Here is a 15,665-nt window from a genome sequence, read left to right on the forward strand (position 1 = left end):
TTACTCCGTCGCCTTCAATTTGGGATCGTGCATGTCTTCGGGGTGGAAGATCAGGCGGTAGGTGCGGATCGCGATCAGCAGCACGGCACAGACGTCACCGACCCAGGCGATCGCGAAGAACGGCCATGTCGGCATGTGCATGTCGAAGGTCAGGACATTGTCGTTGTAGGTGCCGCGCACCTTGTCGAACAGTGTCCAGGTCTGCACCGTGACGACGAACAGCAGCACCAGGGTTGCGAACACGTCGATCCAGCGTTGATGGCGCGGTCCGACATTGCCCCAGACGAGGTCGACCGTGATGTGGGTGCCGCGATAGGAGGTCGCGGCGATGCCCCAGAAGATCAGGATGCCGAGCAGCATGCGGCCGATGTCGAAGGAATCGGGGATCGAATAATTCAGCGTGTTGCGCAGCAGCACCGACAGGAAGATGTCGAGCGCGACGATGCCGACGAAGCCGGCCGCGATCCATTCGATCGTGTCGATGATGCGGTCCATCCAGGAGCGCTTCATGGGGTGGTCCTGTTCAAGATGAGTGCGTTGCATCCACGACCGTGCTGCGCTCCCTCTCCCGCTTGCGGGGGAGGGTTGGATTGGGGTGCCTCCACAGAGAGACTCCCCAAGGGGAGAGAGCCCTCACCCGGCGCTCCGCGCCGACCTCTCCCGCAAGCGGGAGAGGTCGAGCGAGTATGGGCCTCACTCCGCCAGCGCGTTGTATTTCTTCAGCGAGGTCTTGAGGTCCGCGAGCGCGGCGTCCGGATCGGCTCCGGCCTTCTTGGCGCCGTCAGACCAGGTCTTCACCAGCGGCTCGGCAGCCTTCTTCCAGGCAGCGGTCTGCTCGGGTGCCAGCTTGTAGACCTCGTGGCCGGATTCCGCCTTCACCTTGTCGATGCCGGCATCCTCGAACTTACCCCAGTGCTCGCCGACCACGCCCGCCATTTCGACCGAGCAGTTCTTGTCGATCGCGGCCTTCTGCTTGTCGGACATCGCGTTGTACTTGTCCTTGTTGATCACGAACACGAAGGTCGTGGTGTAGAGCGGCGCCTCCATGTCGTATTTGGTCACCTTGTCGATGCCGAACAGCACCAGGGAACCCCAGGGGAAGGTGACGCCGTCGGCGACGCCGCGCTCGATGATGTCGCGGACCTCAGGCGCCGAGGACTGCACATTGGTGCCGCCGAGCGACGTCACGAAGTTCGCCATGGTGGCGTGCGCCGGGCGGATCTTCATGCCCTTCACGTCTTCGGGCAGCACGATCTTCTTGGTCTTGGAATGGAACGAGGAGGGCGAGTGGACGAAGGCGAGGCAGTATTTGACGTCCTTCATCTCCTTCTCGGCATATTTGCGATACCAGGCGTCCAGCCCCATCGAGCCGCCCTTGGCGTCCGAGATCAGGAACGGCAGTTCGCCGGCGCCGACGATCGGGAAGCGGCCGGGCTGGTAGCCGGGATTGACATAGGTGACGTCGGCGATGCCGTCGCGCGCCATGTCGTAATGGTCGAACGCCTTGCCGAGCTGCTGGGCCGGAAACACCTTGCCCTTGATGGTGCCGCCGGAATCTTTCTCGACCGCGGCAGCCCAGTCTTCCAGCGACTTCTGCAGCGGATGCGAAGCCGGCACCCAATGCGAGATCTTCAAATCGAAGGTCTTGTCCTGCGCGAAGGCAGGCGTCACGCTTGCGGCCAGCAGCAACGCCAGACAGGCTTTCCTCATCACACGTCTCTCCCTGTTTTCGACGGCGGGCTTCGATGGCCCGGTCTCTTTAATTAACATGTTATCTAATCGGCCGGCGCGTTCAAGCCGGAACTGACGCGCACTTCGCCGCGCCGTCTGCGTCAGCCATGCTGCATGGATTTGTCGCTGCCCGGCGACGGCCCTCCCCTTTTGCCCAACCGTTATATGATATAATTATCGTGCGCGGAGCAACGCGACAAGCGAGCCACGAGCAAAGCCTACAGGATCGGAAGGAGCAAGTATTGCGGACAAAAGTCGCAATCATCGGGGCCGGGCCGGCCGGATTGTTGCTTGGGCAACTGCTGCACGCATACGGCATCGACAATGTCATTCTGGAGCGGCAGAGCCCGGATTACGTGCTCGGTCGCATCCGCGCCGGTTTGCTGGAGGAGGGAACCGTCGCGCTGCTCGACGAGATCGGCGCCGGTGCGCGGGCGCATGCCGAAGGCCTGGTGCATGAAGGCATCGAGCTCGCCTTTTCCGGCCGCCGTCACCGCATCGACATGAAGGCGGCGACCGGCAAGACGGTCATGATCTACGGCCAGACCGAGGTCACGCTCGACCTGATGAACGCGCGCAAAGCTGCCGGTCTCATCTCGGTCTACGAGGCCAGGGACGTGCAGCCGCATGATTTCGACGGCAGTCACCCGCGCGTAACCTGGGTCAAGGACGGCGTCACCCACGCGATCGATTGCGATTTCATCGCCGGCTGCGACGGTTTTCACGGCGTCAGCCGCGCCAGCGTCCCGGCCGGGGCGATCGAGGAGTTCGAACGGGTCTATCCGTTCGGCTGGCTTGGCATCCTCTCGGAGACGCCGCCGGTCAGCGATGAGCTGATCTACTCCAACCACGCCCGCGGCTTTGCGCTTTGCACCATGCGCTCGACCAGACGCAGCCGCTACTATGTGCAGTGTTCGCTCGACGACCATGTCGACCAATGGCCGGACGACCGCTTCTGGGACGAATTGAAGCGCCGGCTCGACCAGGAGGCGGCCGATAGCCTCGTCACCGGCCCCTCGATCGAGAAGAGCATTGCGCCCCTGCGCAGCTTCGTCGCCGAGCCGATGCGCTTCGGCCGGATGTTCCTGTGCGGTGACGCCGCCCACATCGTGCCGCCGACCGGCGCCAAGGGACTGAATCTCGCTGCCAGCGACGCACATTATCTGTCGGGCGCGCTGCGCGAATTCTACGACGAGAAATCCAGCGCCGGCATCGACGCCTATTCCACCACGGCGCTGGCGCGGGTCTGGAAGGCGGTGCGCTTCTCCTGGTGGATGACCTCGATGCTGCACAAATTCCCCGACACCGGCACCATCGGCGCGCGCATTCAGCTCGCCGAGCTCGACTACGTCACGCAGTCGCAGGCCGCGATGACGTCGCTGTCGGAGAATTATGTCGGGTTGCCGTTTTAGGACGGGGCCGACGGTGCCGTAGGGTGGGCAAAGGCGCCCTTGCGCCGTGCCCACCACTTCCCATAATTGCGAAAGCGCGTGGGCACGCTTCGCTTTGCCCACCCTACGGCTCGGTCATTGTGGCGCCACCCGTGTTTCAAACACGCGAGCAAATCCCGTTTAAAACTTTGTAATTGATGCAACCGTCATCGCCATCGCGTTCAATGCTGACGACACGGCAACGCGAGACAACCATGACCGCCACCGACATTCCCGCCGGCTTCGAACCGCTCTTTCGCAAGAGCCCTCTCACCGAACCCTGGGAGCCGCTTTACTCCAAGAACACCGACAAGGCCGTCATCATCGGCCTCCGGCTGGCCAGGCCCCACACCAACGGCCGCGGGCTGATCCATGGCGGCCTCATCGCGGCGCTCGCCGACAATGCCATGGGCTATAGTTGTGCGCTGGTGACCAACTGGACCACGTCGTTCGTGACGGTCTCGCTTTCGGTCGATTTTGCCGGCTCCGCCGAGATCGGCCAGTGGTGTTCGATCGAGAGCGACGTGATCAAGACCGGCAAGACGATCTGCTTTGCGCAGTGCCTTGTGAAGGCCGACGATGCCGTGATCGCGCGCGCCAGCGGCACGTTTCGGGTGGTGCCGAAGAAGGGGTGATCTCTCCGTGTCCCGGACGCGCTGCAGCGTGCAACGCTGCTGCGCAGAGCCGGGGCCCATGTCTCGACATGGCACCCTGCCGTCTTCTGGGCCCCGGCTCTGCGCCGCTCCGCGGCGCGTCCGGGACACGTACCTACCCAAACCTCCACTCCGCCGTCTCCACCACGAGATCGACGAACGCGCGCACCTTGGCCGAGAGCAGGCGCGAGGTCGGGTAGATGATGTGGATCGGCAGCGCCGGCTGCTCGTACTTCGCCAGCACGATTTTCAGCCGTCCGCGCTTCAGCCCCTCGGCGGCCTGATAGGCCAGCACGCGCGTCACCCCGCCGCCGGCTTCGGCGTATTGCAGGGCGGCGTCGGCGCTGTTGCTGATGAAGCGGGGCGATGGCGCGACCTCGATGTCGCGGCCGTCGTGCACGAAGTGCCAGCTGGCGGACGGGCCGAACTGAATGGTCTGGTGTTCAAGCAACGCGTCCGGCGTCTTCGGCTCGCCGTGACGCTTCAGGTAGCCCGGCGTCGCCACCACGATCCGCCGCATCTCACCGACCTGGCGCGCCACCAGCGAGGAATCGGCGAGATGACCGATCCGCACCGCGACATCGACGGCGTCCTCCACGAGATTGACGAGATGGTCGGACAAGCGCAATTCCCCGCCCGCCCCGGGATACCGCTTGAGATAGTCGGTCATGACCGGCCCGACATGCAGCCGGCCGAAGCCGACCGGCGCCGAGACCACCAACCGTCCGCTCGGCCGGTTGCGCTCCTCCCGCGCGGAGCCGTCGGCCTCCTCGACATCGGCGAGGATGCGCCGCGCGCGCTCCAGATAGCGCGTGCCGACGTCGGTCAATCTCACCTGTCGGGTGGTCCGCTGCAACAGCCGGGCGCCGAGATGCTCCTCCAGCGCCGCGATCAGTCGCGTTACCGCCGAGGGCGACAGGTGCAGCTTGCGCGCCGCCGGCGCAAAGCCGCTGAGATCGGCGACGGTGACGAAGGCGTGCATGGCTTCAAGGCGGTCCATGTCATTATTGCATATATTGCAACGATGAAGTGTCAAGCGGGTAGATTGTTTTAGTCGGCGAAAGGTCCATTTTGGTGGTCGAAGACGCAGCGATGCGACGGAATTAGGAGATGTTCCGATGGCGACAGCAGCCCACACCTATGCCAGCGACGTGGCCTTCACCCCCGCGGTGAAGGCGATCCAGGCGCGCAAGGGGTCGCGCGAGGCCTATGGCCGCGTCGAGCAGCGCGGCTGGCGCACTGAGGTCGATGAAAACCTCGAGGCCTTCCTCACTGAGGCCAACAGCTTTTACTTCGCCACCGCTTCGGCGGACGGCCAGCCTTATATCCAGCATCGCGGCGGCCCGAAGGGCTTCCTCAAGGTCCTGGACAAGCAAACGCTGGCCTTCACCGACTATGCCGGCAACCAGCAATATCTGACGCAGGGCAACCTGTCGGAGAATCCCAAGGCCTACATCTTCGTGATGGACTACGCCCATCGCCGCCGCGTGAAGATCTGGGGCGAGGCGCGCGTGGTCGAGGACGACGAGGCGCTGACGACGTCGCTGATGCCGAAGGGCTACCGCGCGCGGCCGGAGCAGGTGATCCTGTTCAAGATCGCAGCCTGGGACACCAATTGCCCGCAGCACATTCCGCAGAAGTTCGATGCGGGCGATGTTGCCGCGGCGCTGGCGGCGAGGGATGCGCGGATTGCAGAGCTGGAGGCGGAGGTCGCGGCGCTGAAGGAGAAGGCGGGTTGATTTTCGAACTACGCGCACGGTGCACCCTCTCCCCTTGTGGGAGAGGGTGGATTCGATGCGAAGCATCGACGCCGGGTGAGGGGTCCCTATCCTCACGAGCAGTTTCGCGTGCGGAAAGAACCCCTCATCCGGCGCTTCGCGCCACCTTCTCCCACAAGGGGAGAAGGAGGGACAGCGCCGTTGCAGTGCAAGCGACCAGCAAACCTAAATCACGCTCTCGCCTTCGTGCTGGAAGCCGAGATAGCTCGCCGCAACCCGTTCATTCGCCGCGATGTCGCTGGCCTTGCCCGAGAGCACGAACTCGCCGAGCTCCATCACATAGGCCTGGTCCGCGATCTTCAGCGCGGCCTGGGCGTTCTGCTCGACCAGCAGCACCGAGACGCCGCTGGCGCGGAGCTCGGTGACGATGCGGAAGATGTCGGCGACGATGATCGGCGCGAGGCCGAGGCTCGGCTCGTCCAGCATCAGCAGCTTCGGCTCGCCCATCAGCGCGCGGCCCATCGCGAGCATCTGCTGCTCGCCGCCGGAGAGCGTGCCGGCGAACTGCTTGCGCCGCTCCTTCAGCCGCGGAAACAGCGTGTAGACGCGTTCCATCGAGGCTTTCGCCTTGCTGCGCTCGATGCGGAAAGCGCCCAGCTCGAGATTGTCCTCGACATTCATGGTCACGAACAATTCGCGGTGCTCGGGAACGAGACCGAGCCCCATCGCGACGCGGTCCTCGATGTCGAGCCGGGCGAGATCGTGGCCGGCGAAGGTGACGCGGCCTTTCAGCGGCAGGATGCCCATGATGGCGGAGAGCAGCGTGGTCTTGCCGGCGCCGTTGGCGCCGACGATGGTGACGATCTGGTTTGCGCCGACCTCGAGCGAGACCGAGCGCACCGCCTCGACCTTGCCGTAGGCGACATGGGCGTCGGTGACGGACAACAGCGCGCTCATGCCGCCACTCCGAGATAGGCCTTGATCACTTCGGGATTGGTCTTGATCGTGGCGGGGGTGCCTTCGGCGATCTTGGTGCCGAAATCGAGCACCACGATGCGGTCGGCGAGGTTCATGACGAAGCCCATGTCGTGCTCGACCAGGAGGACGCTCATGCCGCCATCGCGCAAGTCACGCAGCAGCTTGGCGAGCTGCTGCTTCTCCATGTGGCGCAGGCCGGCGGCCGGTTCGTCGAGCAGCAGCAGCATCGGATCGACGCAGAGCGCGCGGGCGATCTCGACGATGCGCTGCTGGCCAAGCGAGAGGCTGCCTGCGAGCTGGTGCATCTGGTCGGCAAGGCCGACACGCTCGATCTGGCGGGCGGCCTCCGCCAGCAGTCTGGCTTCGTCGGCGCGGTCGAGCCGCAGCATCGAGGCGATCGGGCCGGAATGGCCGCGCAGATGCGCGCCGATCGCGACGTTCTCCAGCACGGTCATGTCAGGGACCAGCTTCACATGCTGGAAGGTCCTGCTGATGCCGAGCTTGACGATCTCCTGCGGCGGCGCCTTGTCGACCTTCTTGCCGAGCACCGAGACCGAGCCTGACGTGGCCGACAGCACACCGGTGATCAGGTTGAAGGTCGTGCTCTTGCCGGCGCCGTTCGGGCCGATCAGCGCGACGATCTCGCGGGCCTGGACGTCGAAGGAGACGTTGTTGACCGCGACCACGCCGCCGAACTGTTTTCGCGCCTTGTCGACCTGGAGCAGGATGCTGGACCGGCTAAGCGTGCGGGGACGCTGCTCCAGCTTGAGTGAGGTGTCCGGCTTCTTGCCACCGGTCCGCTCCGGCAGGAACGACATCAACCACGGCCAGAGGCCGCCGGGCGCGAGCTGCAGCAGCGCCACCAGCATGATGCCGAACACGATGGTCTCGACCTGTCCGGAGCCGGGCAGGATCAGCGGCAGATAGCTCTGCAGCACCTCTTTCAGCACTACGACGATCGCCGCGCCCAAAACGCCGCCCCAGACATAGCCGGCGCCGCCGACCACCGCGATGAAGAGATATTCGATGCCGGCCTGCGCGCCGAACGGCGTCGGGTTCACCGCGCGCTGGAGATGGGCGTAGAGCCAGCCCGACAGGCCGGCGAGCACGGCGGCATGGATGAACACCAGCAATTTGGCGCGCGGGGTGTGCACGCCGAACGCCTCGGCGGCGACATGGCCGCGCCGGAGCGCGCGGATGGCGCGGCCGGTGCGGGAATCCAAGAGGTTCATCGTCAGCAGCGCCGAGAGGACCACGGCGACCCAGATCGCGTAGTAGATCGAGCCGGGCGAGAGCATCTTGAACGTCCCGATCGACAGCGGCGGGATCGCCGAGATGCCGTCGTTACGGCCGAGAAACTCCAGCTTGCTGAAGAGATAGAACAGCCCGAGCCCCCAGGCGAGCGTGCCGAGCGGCAGATAATGGCCGGAGAGGCGGACGGTGATCAGTCCGAGCAGCACCGCTAGTGATCCGCTGACCAATAGCGACAGCGGCAGCGTCAGCCAGGGCGACAGTCCGTAGGCCGTCGACAGCACCGCGGTGGTGTAGGCGCCGAAGCCGACGAAAGCTGCCTGTCCGAACGAGGTCAGGCCGCCGACGCCGGTCAGCAGCACGAGGCCCATCGCGACGAGGGCCGCAAGGCCGATATTGTCGAGCAGCACGATCCAGAACGGCGGCATGCCCGGGACGAACGGGATCGCGGCCATGACGGCTGCGAAGACGATGATGGGAAGGCGGCTTTGCATCTTAGCCTCAGTCCTTCTCTTCTTCGACGGCGGGCGCGGCGAGCGAGCGCAGCAGCAACACGGGGATCAGCAGCATGAAAACGATCACCTCCTTGTAGTTGGAGGCATAGAAGGACGAGAACGCCTCGACGAGGCCGACGACCAGCGCCGCGGCGGCGGTGAGGGGATAGCTGACGAGGCCGCCGATGATCGCGGCGACGAAGCCCTTCAGGCCGATCAGGAAGCCGCTGTCATAGTAGAGCGTCGTGATCGGCACGATCATGATGCCCGACAACGCGCCGATGACGGATGCCAGCAGAAAGGCGATCTGCCCCGACAGCGTGGTGCGGATGCCGACGAGCCGCGCCCCCAACCGGTTCACGGCGGTTGCGCGCAGCGCCTTGCCGTAGAGGGTCAGGCCGAAGAACAGCCAAAGGGCGACGATGAAGGCGATGGTGATGCCGTAGACGGTAAGGCTCTGGCCGGTGAAGCGCAGCGAGCCCGCGGTGAACGCGCCGGACAGCACGGCGGGTCCGCGCTGGCCTTCGGCGCCGAAGAACAGCAGGCCGAGGCCCTGCAGTGCCAGATGGACGCCCACGGATGCGATCAGCAGCACCAGCACGGAGGTGTGCGCCAGCGGCTGGAATGCGACGCGGTAGAGATAGAGGCCGATCATCGCCACGATCACCAGCGACAGCGCGATCGAGACCGCGACCGGCGGCTTCTGCGCGGCGAAGTAAACCGTCAGCGCCAGCACGATGGCCGGCAGCACGATATTGGTGAGGGCGCTGCGCACGATCAGGCGGCCGTGCAGCGCCTTGCGCGCGACGAACAGGTCGAAGGCAAAGGCGCCGATGCCGAGGGCCAGCGCGAGCTTGGCCGTGCCCGGCATCTGGCCTGCGGCCAGCGTGGCATAGGTCAGTGCGCCGTAGGTGACGAATTCGCCCTGGGGAATGAGGATGACGCGGGTGACGGCGAACACCAGCACCAGCGCGAGGCCGAGCAGCGCATAGATCGCGCCATTGGTGATGCCGTCCTGCACCAGGAACAGCATGATGGTGGTATTCAAGACCGGACGCTCCCCCTTAAGATAACGGACCGGTCCCCTCGATCGCGGTGGACGGTCCGCTCACAGCCATTGAAAAACGCATGCGATATTTGATATGGTCCATAACAATTATCAAATATAACATCAAGGGCGGGAACGATCCCTCCCGAATTTAGCGGGATTACGAGCACGAGGCGATGACCGTTTCCAGAGCCGCTGAAAAGTCCTCCGAAAAGCCTGCCGACTCGGCCAAGGGCCGCAAGGACGCGGCCGAGGTGCAAGGCCAGGGGGCTGCTGGCGAAGCGCTCCAGCTCGGCGAACTCTCGGAACAGCTCGGCTATGTGCTGAAGCGGGCGCAGCTCAAGGTGTTCGAGAACTTCCTGCGCTGCATGGCCTCGCTCCAGCTCACGCCGGCGCAGTTCTCCGTGCTGCTGCTGGTCGAGAAGAATCCCGGCCGTAACCAGACCGAGATCGCCTCCACCCTCGGCATCCTCAGGCCGAACTTCGTGGCCATGCTCGACAATCTCGAGAGCCGCGACCTTTGCGCGCGGATCCGCTCTACCAACGACCGCCGCTCGCACATCCTGGTGCTGACCGACAAGGGCAAGGCGGTGCTGGCCCGCGCCAAGAAGCTGGTCGCCACCAAGCACGAGGCCCGGCTCAACGAGCTGCTCGGGCAGGCCAACCGCGAAGCCCTGATCGCGATGCTTGCGAAGGTCGCGAGCGAGTTCTGAGGCGGCGCTCCACGTCCGCGTCATGCCCAGGCTTGGCCCGGGTGTCCACGTTTTTGGGCAGCGAGGGAAGGCGTGGATGGCCGGGTCAAGCCCGGCCATGACGGGGGAGAAATCTCAGCCTCAATCCACCAGGATCACCCTGATGTCGTTCACGTTGGTCAGCGTCGGGCCCGGCAGCAGCAGGTCGCCGGTCGCTTCGAAGAACGTCGTGGCGTCGTTGTTGTCCAGGTACGCTTGCGGCTGAAGCCCCTGCGCCTTCATCTTTGCGAACGTCGTCGCGTCGATCAGCGCGCCGGCGGGGTCGGTGGGGTTGCCGGCGCCGCCGTCGGCGCCGTCGGTGTCACCGGCCAGCGCCGAGATGTCAGGCGTGTCCTTGAGCAGAGCGGCGAGCGCCAGCGCGTATTCCTGGTTCGGCCCGCCACGTCCATTGCCGCGCACCGTGACGGTGAGCTCGCCGCCGGAGAGGATCGCGAGGCGCTTGCCTTGCGCGCGCGCTTGCAGCGCCAGACTGGCGTGAGCGGCGGCGACCTCGCGCGCCTCGCCTTCGAGATCGGCGCCGAGGTCGATGGTCTCGTAACCGGATTCGTGCGCGAGCTTCACCGCGGCGTCGAGCGACTGCTTGGGCCGCGCGATCAATTCGAAATGCGCGCGCGCGAAGGCGGCATCGCCGGGCTTGCAGCTTTCGTTGCCCGGATCGTCGAGCGCGCGGCGGACGGCATCGTCGATGTCGAGCTTGTATTTCGCGACGATGGCGCGCGCATCGGCCAGCGTGGTCGGATCAGGCACGGTCGGACCGGAGGCGATCGCGGAAGCATCGTCATGCGGCACGTCCGAGATCGCGAGCGTCACGATCTCGGCGGCATTCTTGCCGGCGCGTGCGAGACGGCCGCCCTTGATCCGCGACAGGTGCTTGCGCACGACGTTCATCTCGCCGATCGGCGCGCCCGAGCGCAGCAGCGCCTTGTTGACCGCCTGTTTCTGCGCGAAGCTGATACCGTCGCTGGGCGCGATCCAGTTCGCCGAGCCGCCGCCGGTGAGCAGCACCAGCAGCAGATCGTCCGGCCCGGCCTCGCCTGCGAGCGCGAGCGTGTCGGCTGCGCCCTTGAGGCCAGCCTCATCCGGCACGGGATGCCCGGCCTCGACCACGCGGATGCGGCGCGTCGGCACGCCGTAGCCGTGACGCGTGGTGGCGATGCCGACGAGCCGTTCCGGCGCCAGCTTGAGCGTGTCGAGATAATGCCGCTCGGCCGCCGCGGCCATGGCGCCCGCGCCCTTGCCGGCAGCGAGGCAGATCACGCGTCCTTTCGGCGCGGGCCCCAAATGCGGCGCCAGCACCACATTGGGATGGGCGGCGGCGACGGCGGCGTCGTAGAGCGCGCGGAGCAGGGGACGTCGGTCGGTCATGACGATGGCCTTCGGCAGACGGAAGAGACTGGCGGCATACGCCGCCGTTCCTCCTGCCTACCGCATCGGACGCCAAAGCGTAAGCACGCTTTACCATCATTCGATTGTGCAATCGCGTGATCAGAATCGGCGGGCAAGCAAAAGCCCCCTGCGATGGTCTCGCAGGGGGCTTTCATCGTCGTGTCCTTCGGCTAGCCGCCGACGTCGGCGCTGATCACGTCGCCGAACAGTTCCCAGCGTTCGCCCTTGAACTTCTCGAGCCGGAGCTGGCTGATGGGTGCAAAGTCGGTCGCGGAGGTGTTGATCTGGATTCCCGGCAGCAGCGCCTCGGTGCGGAAGTCCTTCAGGTTGGCGGCCTGCTTCATGACGTTGGCGCGCGTGAGATCATCACCGCATTGCTTCAGCACCTGAACCAGCGTCTGCGCCACGGCAAAGCCGACGATGGTGCCCTTGTCGAGCTTGTCTCCTTCCGGGAAGTATTTGGTCATGAAGGCGAGAAACTCCTTCATGCCGGCGTCATTGTTCCATTCCGGATCCGACACGTCCTTGAGATAGTCGGCGGAGATGATGTCCTGGCCGTTCTCGAAACCGGCCGGCTTCATCACGCTGCCGACGGAGGCCGAGACGTTGTTGAGGAAGTGCAGTGGCTTCCAGCCGATCTCGGCATTCTTCTTGATCGCCTGCGCCGCGAACTTCGGCGTGGTGATGTTCATGAAGACGTCGGCGCCGGTCGACTTGAGCTTGACGATATGGTTGTCGATGGTGGGCTCGGAGGTCTCATAGCTCTCCTCGATGACGATCATCGAGGCGGCTTTCGCGCCCAGGCCGTCCTTGAGGCCCTTCAGATAGTCCTTGCCGTAATCGTCGTTCTGGTAGAGCACGGCGATCTTGGCGTCCGGCTTGTTCTTCAAGAGCCACTTCGCGTAGATCTGCGTCTCGCTCTGGTAGTTGGGCTGCCAGCCCATCGTCCACGGGAAGTTCTGCGGGTCGTTCCACTTGGTGGCGCCGGTGGCGACGAACAGCTGCGGCACCTTCTTCGAGTTCATGTATTTCTGGATCGCCGAGTTCGGCGGCGTGCCGAGCGAATTGAAGATGAACAGCACCTCGTCGCTTTCGACCAGCTTGCGCGCCTGCTCCACCGTCTTCGGCGGCGAATAGGCGTCGTCGTAGCTGATGTAGTTGATCTTGCGGCCGTTGATGCCGCCCTCTTCGTTGATCTTCTTGAAATAGGCGGCTTCGGTCCGCCCGATGATGCCGTAGGCGGAGGCCGGTCCGCTGTAGGGCATGATGTTGCCGATCTTGATCTCGGTATCGGTCGCGCCGGTATCGTATTTCTTCTGGGCCGACGCAGTGGAGGCCGAGGCCGCAACGAGCGCAAGCGCCAGTGACGCGGCCGCAAGTTTGCCGGTGACAGCGGGCATTCCTATCTCCCTATTTTCTTGGTGTGTGTGCGCCCCTTTTCTTGTCTCGGTTTTTTTGGCGACGCTGCCGCAATTCAATACGATTTGGCTGATGCCTTCAACAGAAAGCCCCCGGGACGGCGTCACGGGGGGTGCGTCTTTAGTAGTCAGGGACGGCCGGCTCTCGTGTGCGACTGCGAGAAGGTCCGGCTGTCTTGAGTTGTTTAACCAAAAAGGAGCGATTTTGGGTTGCGCCGCTTCAGTGGCCCATCTCGCTGGAGATGATCTCGCCGAACAGCTGCCATTTCCGGCCCTTGAAACGCATCATCTGCAACTGCTCGATCGGGGCGAAATTGTCCGGCGCGGTGTTGATCCTGATGCCGGGCAGCAGCGTGTCGGGCTCGAAATCCTTCAAGGAGGCTGCCTGCCTCATGACGTTCTCGCGGGTGAGGTCGTCGCCGCACATCTGCAGCACTTTGACCATGGTCTGCGCGGCGGCATAGCCGAACACGACGCCGGCATCGAGCTTGTTGGCCTTGGGATCATACTGCGCGAGGAAGTCATAGAATTTCTTCATGCCGTCGTCGGCATTCCACTGCGGATCGGAGCCGTCCTTGGTGTAGCTCGCCGACAGCAGGCCTTGCGAGACCTCCAGGCCCGCCGGCTCGATCACGCCGCCGACGGAGGCCGATACGTTGGAGACGATGTGGACCGGACGCCAGTTGATCTCCGCCGCCTTCTTGATCGCCTGCGCGGCGAATTTCGGCGTGGTGATGCTGATGAACACGTCGGCGCCCGAGGCCTTCAGCTTCACGACGTGCTCGTCGATGGCGGGCTCCGACGTGTCGTAGCTGTCTTCCAGCACGATCATCGAGGCCTTGGGCCCGAGGCCATCCTTTAGCCCCTTCAGATAATCCTTGCCGAAATCGTCGTTCTGGTAGAGCACGCCGATCTTTCCGTCCGGCTTCTCCTTCATGATGTACTTGGCGTAGATCCGCGCCTCGCTCGCGTAGCTGGGCTGCCAGCCCATGGTCCAGGGGTACTGCTTGGGATCGTTCCACTTCGAGGCGCCGCTCGCCACGAACAATTGCGGCACCTTCTTCTCGTTCATGTATTCGCGAATGGCGCCGTTGGTGGACGTGCCGAGCGAGCCGAAGATCAGCAGCACCCCATCGCTCTCGACCAGCTTGCGCGCCTGCTCCACCGTCTTCGGCGGCGAATAGGCGTCGTCATAGGAGATGAACTTGATCTTGCGCCCGTTGATGCCGCCCTCGGCATTGACCTTGCGGAAATAAGCTTCCTCGGCCTTGCCGATCGCGGCATAGGCCGAGGCCGGGCCGCTATAGGGCATGATGTTGCCTATTCTGATCTCGGTATCGGATGCGCCGCTGTCGTACTTCTTCTGCGCCAGTGCCGGGCTGCTCATCGCAGTGCACAAAGCGAGCGCGGTCCAGAGGGCCGCAACCTGAAAACGAACGGCGGACATTGTTCTCCTGCCCCGAGTTGGATCGGCGCCGCATTGAACAAGATTAGCGCCTGCCGTCAACAAAAAGCCCCCGCGATCGCTCGCGGGGGCTTCTCGAGGGTCGGACTATTGCGTCAGCGTGTCACTCGGAGGCGACGTCGCCGCTGATGATCTCGCCGAACAGTTCCCACTTCTCACCCTTGAAGCGCTGCATCTGCAGCTGCGCAATCGGGGCGAAGTCGGTAGCGCTAGTATTGATCTCGACGCCGGGCAGGAGCGTATCCGGCGCAAAATCCTTCAGCGAAGCCGCCTGCTTCATGAGATTGGCGCGGGTGAGATCGTCACCGCACATCTCCAGGACCTTGGCCAGGGTCGAGGCCGCGCCGTAGCCATAGACCATGCTGGTGTCGGACTTGTCGGCACCCGGCATGTACTTGTCGACGAACTCGTTCCACTTCTTCATGCCGGGGTCGTTGGCCCACTGCGGATCGGTGGAGTCCTTGGCATAGGCCGCCGACAGCACGCCCTGTGCATTCTCGAAGCCGGCGGGCTTCATCACGCTGCCGACCGAGATCGAGACGTTGGTGAGGATCTGGAGCGGCTTCCAGCTGAGCTCGGCCGTCTTCTTGATGGTCTGCGCCGCGAATTTGGGCGTCGCATAGATCAGCAGCACGTCGGGATTGGCGGCCTTGATCTTGACGATATGGCCGTCGATCGACGGCTCGGACACCTCATAGCTCTCTTCCATGATGATCATGGACGCGCCCTTGGCGCCGAGACCGTCCTTGGTGCCCTTGAGGTAGTCTTTGCCGAAATCGTCGTTCTGATAGAGGATCGCGACCTTGGCGTCGGGCTTCTCCTTCATCAGCCATTTCGCGTAGATCTGGGCTTCGCTCTGGTAGGAGGGCTGCCAGCCGATGGTCCAGGGGAAGTTCTTCGGATCGTTCCACTTGGTGGCGCCGGTGGCGACGAACAGCTGCGGGATTTTCTTGGCGTTGAGGTACTTCTGGATCGCGCTGTTCGAGGGCGTGCCGAGCGGATTAAACACGGCCAGCACCTCGTCGCTCTCGACCAGCTTGCGGACCTGCTCGACTGCCTTCGGCGGCGAATAGCCGTCGTCATAGGTGACGAAGTTGATCTTGCGGCCGTTGATGCCGCCCTTGTCGTTGATCATCTTGAAATAGGCTTCTTCGGTCTTGCCGATGATGCCATAGGCCGACGCCGGACCGCTGTACGGCATGATGTTGCCGACCTTGATCTCGGTGTCACTTGCGCCGGTGTCGTATTTCTTTTGGGCGAGTGCTGCGCCGGAGGTGAGAGTGATGGCCGCCGTTGCCGTGACCAGCGCGGTGGCTCGCAGTGTTCTTCCAAAATGCAATT

General features: G+C 64.1%; 14 protein-coding genes. 4 read left to right on the forward strand and 10 right to left on the reverse strand.

Features of this window, described 5'->3' with window-relative positions; translation table 11 throughout:
* On the reverse strand, positions 1-510 hold the full coding sequence (locus tag GA0061098_RS08440; protein WP_018321429.1) for a TRAP transporter small permease: 510 nt from the start codon (positions 508-510) through the stop codon (positions 1-3).
* A gap of 183 nt (positions 511-693) precedes the next feature.
* Positions 694-1,710 (reverse strand): TRAP transporter substrate-binding protein, encoded by a 1,017-nt coding sequence (locus GA0061098_RS08445; protein WP_091955896.1) that lies wholly within the window; start codon positions 1,708-1,710, stop codon positions 694-696.
* A 263-nt stretch (positions 1,711-1,973) separates the two neighbouring features.
* Here GA0061098_RS08445 and pobA point away from each other — a divergent pair, with 263 nt between their 5' ends.
* Together pobA and GA0061098_RS08455 are read left to right on the forward strand one after the other, a co-directional pair.
* On the forward strand, positions 1,974-3,143 hold the full coding sequence (pobA, locus tag GA0061098_RS08450; RefSeq protein ID WP_091955897.1) for a 4-hydroxybenzoate 3-monooxygenase: 1,170 nt from the start codon (positions 1,974-1,976) through the stop codon (positions 3,141-3,143).
* Positions 3,144-3,376: 233 nt separating this feature from the next.
* The gene (locus tag GA0061098_RS08455; RefSeq protein ID WP_091956036.1) at positions 3,377-3,796 is read left to right on the forward strand and encodes a PaaI family thioesterase; all 420 of its coding nucleotides are present in this window, start codon (positions 3,377-3,379) and stop codon (positions 3,794-3,796) included.
* A 133-nt stretch (positions 3,797-3,929) separates the two neighbouring features.
* Here the strand turns inward: GA0061098_RS08455 and GA0061098_RS08460 are convergent, their stop codons facing one another.
* A complete protein-coding gene (locus tag GA0061098_RS08460; RefSeq protein WP_091955898.1) occupies positions 3,930-4,814 on the reverse strand; it encodes a LysR family transcriptional regulator in 885 nt (294 codons plus the stop codon).
* 118 nt (positions 4,815-4,932) lie between these two features.
* Here GA0061098_RS08460 and GA0061098_RS08465 point away from each other — a divergent pair, with 118 nt between their 5' ends.
* A complete protein-coding gene (locus GA0061098_RS08465; RefSeq protein WP_091955899.1) occupies positions 4,933-5,553 on the forward strand; it encodes a pyridoxamine 5'-phosphate oxidase family protein in 621 nt (206 codons plus the stop codon).
* 204 nt (positions 5,554-5,757) lie between these two features.
* On the opposite strand, the gene GA0061098_RS08470 is transcribed toward GA0061098_RS08465, so the two are convergent.
* Genes GA0061098_RS08470 through GA0061098_RS08480 form a run of 3 tightly spaced genes read right to left on the reverse strand, consistent with a single transcriptional unit; the run spans position 5,758 to position 9,303 of the window.
* On the reverse strand, positions 5,758-6,489 hold the full coding sequence (locus GA0061098_RS08470) for an ABC transporter ATP-binding protein (RefSeq protein ID WP_091955900.1): 732 nt from the start codon (positions 6,487-6,489) through the stop codon (positions 5,758-5,760).
* Positions 6,486-8,255: a branched-chain amino acid ABC transporter ATP-binding protein/permease gene (locus tag GA0061098_RS08475; protein WP_091955901.1), complete on the reverse strand. Its 1,770-nt coding sequence runs from the start codon at positions 8,253-8,255 to the stop codon at positions 6,486-6,488. Before GA0061098_RS08475 ends, GA0061098_RS08470 begins: the two co-directional genes overlap by 4 nt.
* Before the next feature lie 7 nt (positions 8,256-8,262).
* Positions 8,263-9,303 (reverse strand): branched-chain amino acid ABC transporter permease, encoded by a 1,041-nt coding sequence (locus GA0061098_RS08480; RefSeq protein ID WP_165637237.1) that lies wholly within the window; start codon positions 9,301-9,303, stop codon positions 8,263-8,265.
* Between the two features lie 176 nt (positions 9,304-9,479).
* Here GA0061098_RS08480 and GA0061098_RS08485 point away from each other — a divergent pair, with 176 nt between their 5' ends.
* Entirely contained in the window at positions 9,480-10,016 is a 537-nt protein-coding gene (locus tag GA0061098_RS08485; protein ID WP_091955902.1) for a MarR family winged helix-turn-helix transcriptional regulator, read from the forward strand.
* A gap of 120 nt (positions 10,017-10,136) precedes the next feature.
* On the opposite strand, the gene GA0061098_RS08490 is transcribed toward GA0061098_RS08485, so the two are convergent.
* The 4 genes from GA0061098_RS08490 to GA0061098_RS08505 all read right to left on the reverse strand — a co-directional run bounded on the left by GA0061098_RS08490 (position 10,137) and on the right by GA0061098_RS08505 (position 15,663).
* Positions 10,137-11,420 carry a glycerate kinase type-2 family protein gene (locus GA0061098_RS08490; protein WP_091955903.1) on the reverse strand — a complete coding sequence of 428 codons (1,284 nt, stop codon included), beginning with the start codon at positions 11,418-11,420 and terminating at the stop codon, positions 10,137-10,139.
* 191 nt (positions 11,421-11,611) lie between these two features.
* The gene (locus tag GA0061098_RS08495; RefSeq protein ID WP_091955904.1) at positions 11,612-12,841 is read right to left on the reverse strand and encodes an ABC transporter substrate-binding protein; all 1,230 of its coding nucleotides are present in this window, start codon (positions 12,839-12,841) and stop codon (positions 11,612-11,614) included.
* Positions 12,842-13,079: 238 nt separating this feature from the next.
* On the reverse strand, positions 13,080-14,306 hold the full coding sequence (locus GA0061098_RS08500) for an ABC transporter substrate-binding protein (protein WP_091955905.1): 1,227 nt from the start codon (positions 14,304-14,306) through the stop codon (positions 13,080-13,082).
* A 121-nt stretch (positions 14,307-14,427) separates the two neighbouring features.
* A complete protein-coding gene (locus GA0061098_RS08505) occupies positions 14,428-15,663 on the reverse strand; it encodes an ABC transporter substrate-binding protein (protein WP_091955906.1) in 1,236 nt (411 codons plus the stop codon).
* Positions 15,664-15,665: the final 2 nt, after the last annotated feature.

It is taken from the genome of Bradyrhizobium shewense, from assembly GCF_900094605.1.
GTDB classification, from domain to species: Bacteria; Pseudomonadota; Alphaproteobacteria; order Rhizobiales; family Xanthobacteraceae; genus Bradyrhizobium; species Bradyrhizobium shewense.

What these genes read in the sequence shown, in the direction of transcription:
- GA0061098_RS08470 (WP_091955900.1), bottom strand. Translation starts at nt 6,489, where the DNA reads ATGAGCGCGCTGTTGTCCGTCACCGACGCCCATGTCGCCTACGGCAAG.
- GA0061098_RS08455 (WP_091956036.1), top strand. Translation starts at nt 3,377, where the DNA reads ATGACCGCCACCGACATTCCCGCCGGCTTCGAACCGCTCTTTCGCAAG.
- GA0061098_RS08440 (WP_018321429.1), bottom strand. Translation starts at nt 510, where the DNA reads ATGAAGCGCTCCTGGATGGACCGCATCATCGACACGATCGAATGGATC.
- GA0061098_RS08500 (WP_091955905.1), bottom strand. Translation starts at nt 14,306, where the DNA reads ATGTCCGCCGTTCGTTTTCAGGTTGCGGCCCTCTGGACCGCGCTCGCT.
- GA0061098_RS08445 (WP_091955896.1), bottom strand. Translation starts at nt 1,710, where the DNA reads ATGAGGAAAGCCTGTCTGGCGTTGCTGCTGGCCGCAAGCGTGACGCCT.
- GA0061098_RS08490 (WP_091955903.1), bottom strand. Translation starts at nt 11,420, where the DNA reads ATGACCGACCGACGTCCCCTGCTCCGCGCGCTCTACGACGCCGCCGTC.
- GA0061098_RS08475 (WP_091955901.1), bottom strand. Translation starts at nt 8,255, where the DNA reads ATGCAAAGCCGCCTTCCCATCATCGTCTTCGCAGCCGTCATGGCCGCG.
- GA0061098_RS08460 (WP_091955898.1), bottom strand. Translation starts at nt 4,814, where the DNA reads ATGGACCGCCTTGAAGCCATGCACGCCTTCGTCACCGTCGCCGATCTC.
- GA0061098_RS08465 (WP_091955899.1), top strand. Translation starts at nt 4,933, where the DNA reads ATGGCGACAGCAGCCCACACCTATGCCAGCGACGTGGCCTTCACCCCC.
- GA0061098_RS08485 (WP_091955902.1), top strand. Translation starts at nt 9,480, where the DNA reads ATGACCGTTTCCAGAGCCGCTGAAAAGTCCTCCGAAAAGCCTGCCGAC.
- GA0061098_RS08495 (WP_091955904.1), bottom strand. Translation starts at nt 12,841, where the DNA reads ATGCCCGCTGTCACCGGCAAACTTGCGGCCGCGTCACTGGCGCTTGCG.